This is a genomic window from Rhodococcus sp. CH91, from assembly GCF_022554085.1.
In the GTDB taxonomy this organism is placed as follows: Bacteria; Actinomycetota; Actinomycetes; order Mycobacteriales; family Mycobacteriaceae; genus Rhodococcus.
Genome location: NZ_JAKFYR010000018.1, coordinates 35,835 through 42,301 on the forward strand (window position 1 = coordinate 35,835; position 6,467 = coordinate 42,301).

At 69.5% G+C, this 6,467-nt stretch carries 6 protein-coding genes and 1 riboswitch; of the genes, 1 reads left to right on the forward strand and 5 read right to left on the reverse strand.

Annotated features, from left to right (window positions below; genetic code table 11):
* Together thiS and thiO are read right to left on the reverse strand one after the other, a co-directional pair.
* Positions 1–216 carry a sulfur carrier protein ThiS gene (gene thiS, locus MOM01_RS22295; RefSeq protein ID WP_241387628.1) on the reverse strand — a complete coding sequence of 72 codons (216 nt, stop codon included), beginning with the start codon at positions 214–216 and terminating at the stop codon, positions 1–3.
* Entirely contained in the window at positions 213–1,277 is a 1,065-nt protein-coding gene (gene thiO / locus MOM01_RS22300; RefSeq protein WP_241387629.1) for a glycine oxidase ThiO, read from the reverse strand. Before thiO ends, thiS begins: the two co-directional genes overlap by 4 nt.
* A riboswitch (TPP riboswitch) is annotated at positions 1,274–1,386 on the reverse strand. Its footprint overlaps the gene before it by 4 nt.
* A 26-nt stretch (positions 1,387–1,412) precedes the next feature.
* On the opposite strand from thiO, the gene thiE reads away from it, so the two are divergent.
* Positions 1,413–2,102 (forward strand): thiamine phosphate synthase, encoded by a 690-nt coding sequence (thiE, locus tag MOM01_RS22305; RefSeq protein ID WP_241387630.1) that lies wholly within the window; start codon positions 1,413–1,415, stop codon positions 2,100–2,102.
* Between the two features lie 4 nt (positions 2,103–2,106).
* On the opposite strand, the gene MOM01_RS22310 is transcribed toward thiE, so the two are convergent.
* The 3 genes from MOM01_RS22310 to pta form a co-directional block, all read right to left on the reverse strand.
* On the reverse strand, positions 2,107–2,964 hold the full coding sequence (locus MOM01_RS22310) for an NUDIX hydrolase (RefSeq protein ID WP_241387631.1): 858 nt from the start codon (positions 2,962–2,964) through the stop codon (positions 2,107–2,109).
* 107 nt (positions 2,965–3,071) lie between these two features.
* A complete protein-coding gene (locus MOM01_RS22315) occupies positions 3,072–4,277 on the reverse strand; it encodes an acetate kinase (RefSeq protein WP_241387632.1) in 1,206 nt (401 codons plus the stop codon).
* Positions 4,274–6,358: a phosphate acetyltransferase gene (gene pta, locus MOM01_RS22320; protein WP_241387633.1), complete on the reverse strand. Its 2,085-nt coding sequence runs from the start codon at positions 6,356–6,358 to the stop codon at positions 4,274–4,276. Before pta ends, MOM01_RS22315 begins: the two co-directional genes overlap by 4 nt.
* Between the last annotated feature and the right edge of the window lie 109 nt (positions 6,359–6,467).

The window sequence follows — 6,467 nt, forward strand, 5'->3', positions numbered from 1 at the left end:
TCAGCCACCCTGGACCGCCGTGAGGATCTCGATCCGCGCACCGCGGGCGACCGGCTCGGACCACCGGCCGCGCGGGAACACGACGCCGTCCACCGCGACCGCGATCCCCTTCTCGGGCAGGCCGAGCTCGCTCAGCAGCTGCGAGACCGTCGGCGCCGCCTCGTAGATCTTGTCCTCACCGTTGACGGTGATACCCACGGACACATCGTTCGTCATCCCATACTCGCTTCCGTAATTCGTCGGGGACAGGCATGTCGCACTTCGGGAATCGCATCTCCGCCGAGTTCGGCGAGCACCGCGTCGACGGTGAGCGGGGTGAACAGCACACCGTTGCGACCGTGCCCGGTCGCGGCGATCACACGATCGGACACCCGGCCGATCAGCGGGAGATTGTCGGGAGTCATCGGCCGCAGGCCCGCGCTCGCCTCGAGCAGTTCGTACTCGCCGAGCGCGGGCAGGATCGCCTCTGCGTCCGCGATCAGATCCCGCACTCCGGCCACGGTGACCTGTTTGTCGGAGGCCTCGTACTGGGTCGCGCCCACCACCAGACCGTCGCGGCGCGGGACCAGATATGCAGGTCGTCCGTGCACACTGCCGCGGATGGTGCGGTGCGGCGGCGGGGTCGCTCCCGGACGCACACGCAGCCGCAGGATCTCTCCCTTGACCGGTCGCACCGGCAGGCCCGGCCACAGCCGTGCGGAGGCCGCACCGGCAGCGAGTACCACCTGATCGTCGGGCAGGTCGGCGAGATCGTGCACGGCGGCAGGGCTGAATTCCACCCCCGCCTCGGCGGCCGCGCGGCGCAGCGCGTCGACGAGGGCGCGATTGTCCACCGACAGTTCGGTGGGGGCGAGCAGTCCGAGACGGACCCGCGGCCCGAGCGACGGTTCGAGTTCGCGGATCTCCGCTCGGGTCGTCAGGCGCATCTCGTATCCCTGCGCCTGCACCCACTCGGCGACGGTACGGAGGTCGGCAGCGTCGGCCGCGTCGAGAGCGACGGTGAGGGAGGCCTCGGCAGTGAACACTTCGGCCCCGGTCTCGGCCCGGAGCATCGAGGCGAAATCCGGCCAGCGGTCGAGCGATGCCGCACCCATCGACAGGACGTGATCTTCACCGGGCCAGCCCTCCGACAAGGGCGCCAGCATGCCTCCGGCCACCCAGGACGCTCCGGTACCGGGGTCCGGGTCGTGCACGGTCACCACGTGCCCCGCGCGAGCCGCCCGCCATGCGATCGACAGCCCGATCACTCCGCCACCCACGACGGCCACCGTTGTCACAGATCCACCTCACTCCCTGCGCCGGCATGATCCGGGTCAGGTCATAACGGTCGGGGCCGGCAGGCCCCCTCTCAGCCCCGCGGTCCCCGGGACTCCCGTGTCGTCATGTTCTCCCTAGAGGCTACCGTCTTGTGCGTGACCACCTATCGCGGCAACCATCCCGACCCGCGCGGCCGCCTCGCGACCGCACGGCTGTATCTGTGCACCGACGCTCGCCGCGACACCGGCGACCTCGCACGGTTCGTCGAGGAGGCCCTGGCCGGCGGCGTCGACATCGTCCAGTTACGAGACAAGGACTCCGCGGGCGAGAAGAAGTACGGCAGGCTCGAGGCCCGCGAGGAACTCGCCGCGCTCGAGATCATCGGCGCAGCCTGTGCCCGCCACGGCGCGCTCCTGGCCGTGAACGACCGCGCCGACATCGCGCTCGCCGCCGGGGCCGACATCCTGCATCTCGGCCAGGGCGATCTGCCGGTCCGGCACGCGCGCCGGATCCTCGGCGACGACATCGTCGTCGGCCGCTCCACGTCGAGCCGGGCGCAGGCTGCGCTCGCCGACGTCGAGGACGGCGTCGACTACTTCGCGTCCGGCCCGGTGTGGGACACCCCCACCAAACCGGGACGTACCGCCGCCGGCCTCGAGGTGACCCGCGAGGTGGCGCAGTCGCAGCCGACCCGCCCGTGGTTCGCGATCGGCGGTATCGACCTCGAGCGTCTCCCCGAGGTGCTCACCGCCGGCGCCACGCGGGTAGCGGTGGTACGGGCGATCACGAAGGCACCCGATCCGCGGGCTGCAGCAGCAGCGCTGAGGGCGGCTCTGCCGGACTGAGAGATCAGCGGAGCCAGGACAGCACGGTGGACGGCGACAGCGCGATCGTGCTGTCGGGCAACCGCGCGCGCAGTCCGCGATCAGCGGTGACCACGACGGTCACTCCCGGGTCGACCGCGGTCGCGGTGGCCGCGGCGAGCCGCGCGAGCTCGTCGTCGCCACTGCCGTCGGTGGTGTGCACCGGGATCCGGGCGTCGTCTATCACCGCGTCGCGAGCGCGTCCTTCGAGGACCGCTTCGACCTCGGAGACCCACCCGAACGCCCCGTCGGGGAGTTCGACCGTGCGGGGCAGCACGGCCGCGAGGTCGGCGAGCAGGGCGCTGGTCGCGCCGGGGCGATCGCGCCACCATCCGGTCGGGCCGCTCGCTCCGAGCACGTTCGCGGTGTCGAGCAGCATCCGCACCGGCCACGTGCGCAGCGCCGGCCATGCCTCGGCGAAGCCGCTGTGCAGCGGCATCTCCCCGACCTCCGGTTCCGGTACCCAGCGCAGCTCGGTGCTCTCCTGGTTCAGGCTGGTGCCGAGCGTTTCCGCGGCGTCGGCGACGACGGTGGTGTAGGTCCACCCGCCGGGGAGACCGGAGGTGACGCGTTCGGCGCGGACCGTCACGGCCGCCACGTCGATCCCGGCTTCTTCGTGTGCCTCGCGTACCGCCGCGTCGACGGTGCTCTCGTGCGAGTCGCGTGCACCGCCCGGCAGTGCCCACGTTCCTCCCTGATGGCTCCACGCCGCCCGGTGCTGCAGCAGCACCGCGGGCCGGCCGTCGGGCAGCGGGGCGCGCAGCAGCAGTCCGGCAGCGCCGTGCCGCCCCCAGCGTTTCTCCCCGTCCGGACCCACCGCCCAGCCGTCACCGTCTCCACGCATCGCGTCCGCCTCTCCGGTCCGGTCCCACGTCGACCTGCGTTCGGGCACCGGATCCGCCGTCCGTGGACGGAACGATACCTGGGGACACAGGCCGCCACCCTGGCCGCCTAGACGAATGCGAGTGCCGCGCGGGCGATGGCGAGCTCCTCGTCGGTGGGGATCACGAGCACCTCCACCTGCGACGAATCGGCCGAGATCCGGCGTTCTCCACGCTCGTCGGCGGTGTTACGGGCATCGTCGACGACGATGCCGAGACGGCCGAGTCCCGCCAGGCTGTCGCGCCGGACGTCGATGTTGTTCTCCCCCACTCCGCCGGTGAAGACGACCGCGTCGACACCTCCGAGCTCGAAGGTGTAGGCGCCCACGTACTTCCGTATCCGGTGCACGTAGACGTCGTATGCCAGCCGCGCGTCCTCGTCTCCCTCCTCGACGAGCTTCAACAGGGCGCGGAAGTCGTTGACCCCCGACATTCCCTTCAGGCCCGAACGGCGGTTGAGCAGATCGTCGATCGTGTCGACGTCCATACCCACCCGGCGCAGATGCATCACGATCCCCGGATCGATATCGCCGCTGCGCGTGCCCATGACGAGACCTTCGAGCGGCGTCAAGCCCATCGAGGTGTCCACCGGACGTCCCCCGGCGATCGCCGACGCCGACGCGCCGTTACCGAGATGGAGCACGACGAGGTTCAGTTCGGCGATGTCGCGTCCGAGGAAGTCCGCGGCGCGGTGCGAGACGTACTCGTGGGAGGTGCCGTGGAATCCGTAGCGGCGGATGTCGTACTTGCGTGCGACGTCCCGGTCGATCGCGTAGGTCGCAGCCTTCGCCGGCAGTCCGTGGAAGAACGCGGTGTCGAAGACCCCGACATGCGGGATGTCGGGTAGTTCCTCCCGCGCGACTTCCATCCCCACCACGTTCGCCGGATTGTGCAGCGGGGCGAGTTCCGACAGTTCGTCGACCGCGCGCACGACGTCGTCGTCGATGAGGGTGGGCTCGTGAAATACATTGCCGCCGTGGACGAGCCGGTGACCGACTGCGACAATGCCCGCGTCGTGCAGGGGCCGGCCGAGCCCTTCGAGGATCTCGAGCACGGCGCGCAGCCCGGCCCGGTGATCGAGGATCTCCCCGAAGCGTTCGTCCTTGCCCGTGGTGTGGTGGAAGGTGATCCGGCCCTCGGGCTCACCGATACGCTCGATGAGTCCCTGCGCCAGGGTGTTTCCGCTCGCCGGTTCGACGAGCTTGAACTTGATGGACGACGATCCGGAGTTGAGTACCAGCACGGCACCGGCGGTGCCCGGGTTCGGGTTGCTCACGCCTGCTCCTCCTGCGCCTGGATCGCGGTGATGGCGATGGTGTTGACGATGTCCTGGATGAGGGCACCTCGGGACAGGTCGTTGACCGGCTTGTTCAGCCCTTGCAGGACCGGCCCGACGGCGACTGCACCGGCGCTGCGCTGCACCGCCTTGTAGGTGTTGTTTCCGGTGTTCAGGTCGGGGAAGACGAAGACGGTCGCGCGGCCGGCGACCTCGGAATCGGGCAGTTTCGCGCTCGCGACCGTCGGTTCGATCGCGGCGTCGTACTGGATGGGGCCCTCCACCGGCAGATCGGGGCGTCGTTCCCGCACGAGGGCCGTCGCGGTACGTACCTTGTCGACATCGACGCCCGAACCGGATTCCCCGGTCGAATACGACAGCATCGCGACCTTGGGGTCTATACCGAACCTACCGGCCGTCGCGGCGGACGAGATGGCGATGTCCGCGAGCTGATCGGCCGTGGGATCGGGGACGACGGCGCAGTCGCCGTAGGCGAGCACACGATCGGCGAGACACATCAGGAAGATGCTCGACACCGTCGACACACCCGGCTCGGTCTTGATGATCTCGAGAGCCGGGCGAATCGTGTGGGCCGTGGTGTGCGCCGCTCCCGAGACCATTCCGTCCGCGAGTCCGAGATGGACCATCATCGTGCCGAAATACGAGATGTCCCTCATGATCTCGCGCGCACGATCGACCGTCATACCCTTGTGGGCGCGGAGGCGCGCGTACTCCTCCGCGAACCGGTCGGCATGCTCGGACGTGCGGGGGTCGAGGATCTGGGCATCCGCCAGGTCCACACCGAGCTCCGACGAACGTTGCCGTACGGCTGCTTCGTCACCGAGGATGGTCAGCTCCGCGATGCCGCGCTGCAACACACGCCCGGCCGCCCGGAGGATCCGGTCGTCCTCCCCTTCGGGGAGCACGATGTGCCGTTGTTGTGTGCGCGCCCGGTCGATGAGCTGGTACTCGAACATCTGCGGTGTGGTCACGGACGGTCGCGGCAGTCGTAGCCGGTCGAGCAGCGCCTGGGAATCGACGTGCCGTTCCATCAGCGCGAGGGCGGTGTCGATCTTGCGCTGGGCACCGAGCGCCATGCGTCCGCGGGTGCGATCCGCGGCCGAGGCGGTGTCGAACGTGCCGAGATCCGTGGTCAGGATCGGCAGCGACGGTTTGAGCGCGGCGACGAGTTGCGCGATCATCGGATGCGGTCGCAGGCCGCCGTTCATGATGATGCCCGTGAGGGTCGGAAATCCCTCGGCCGCATTGGCGTTGACGAGCGCGAGGATCACGTCGGAGCGGTCGGCGGGAGCGATCACGACCACGCCGTCGGTGAGCCGCTCGAGTATGCGTTCGGCGGTCATGCCGCCGACCATGATGCGCAGCGCTTCACGCTGCAGGAGGTCGGGGTCACCGCTGTAGAGCTCTCCGCCGATCGCGCTCTGCAGCTCGGCCATCGTCGGAGCGACCAGAGCCGGTACCTCCGGGAGCGTCCACACCGGCTCTCTGCGGTCGACGAGCGCCTTCGCGACGCCGCCGAGCGCATCGGGATCGCAGCGATTCACCACGATCGCGCCGAGATGGGCGTGATGGGCCGCGAGCTCACTCGCGCACACTGCGGTGAGCTGTGCGATCTCGGTGGGAGTGCGGCGGGAACCTCGCAGGACGAGAAGGACCGGCGCGTCGAGATTGGCGGCGACACGCGCGTTGTAGGACAGCTCGCTGGGATTCGCGATCTCGGTGAAGTCGCTGCCCACGATCACGACGGCGTCGCAGCGGTCGGCCACCGCGTGGTACTTGCGGACGATCTCGCTGAGCGCCGCGTCGGGATCGTCGTGCACGTCGTCGTAGGTGACGCCGACGCACTCGTCGTAGGTGAGATCGACGGTGGTGTGTTCGAGCAACAGTTCGAGGATGTAGTCGATGTCGCTGTCGGAACGCGCGATGGGCCGGAAGACTCCGACGCGGGCGGTGGACGCGCAGAGCGTCTGCAGCACCCCCAACGCGACGGTCGATTTCCCGGTATCCCCCTCGGGAGCCGCGATGTAGATGCTCGAAACAGGCACTGACTCGACGCTCATGACTGCCACCCTAATGCGGGGCGCCGCACTCGGCGGGCGCCCCGCGGCAGATCACGACAGGAGATCAGGCCAGGGCACGGAGGCGGGGCGCGAGATCACGCTCGAACAA

What these genes read in the sequence shown, in the direction of transcription:
- thiS (WP_241387628.1), bottom strand. Translation starts at nt 216, where the DNA reads ATGACGAACGATGTGTCCGTGGGTATCACCGTCAACGGTGAGGACAAG.
- MOM01_RS22310 (WP_241387631.1), bottom strand. Translation starts at nt 2,964, where the DNA reads ATGCGTGGAGACGGTGACGGCTGGGCGGTGGGTCCGGACGGGGAGAAA.
- pta (WP_241387633.1), bottom strand. Translation starts at nt 6,358, where the DNA reads ATGAGCGTCGAGTCAGTGCCTGTTTCGAGCATCTACATCGCGGCTCCC.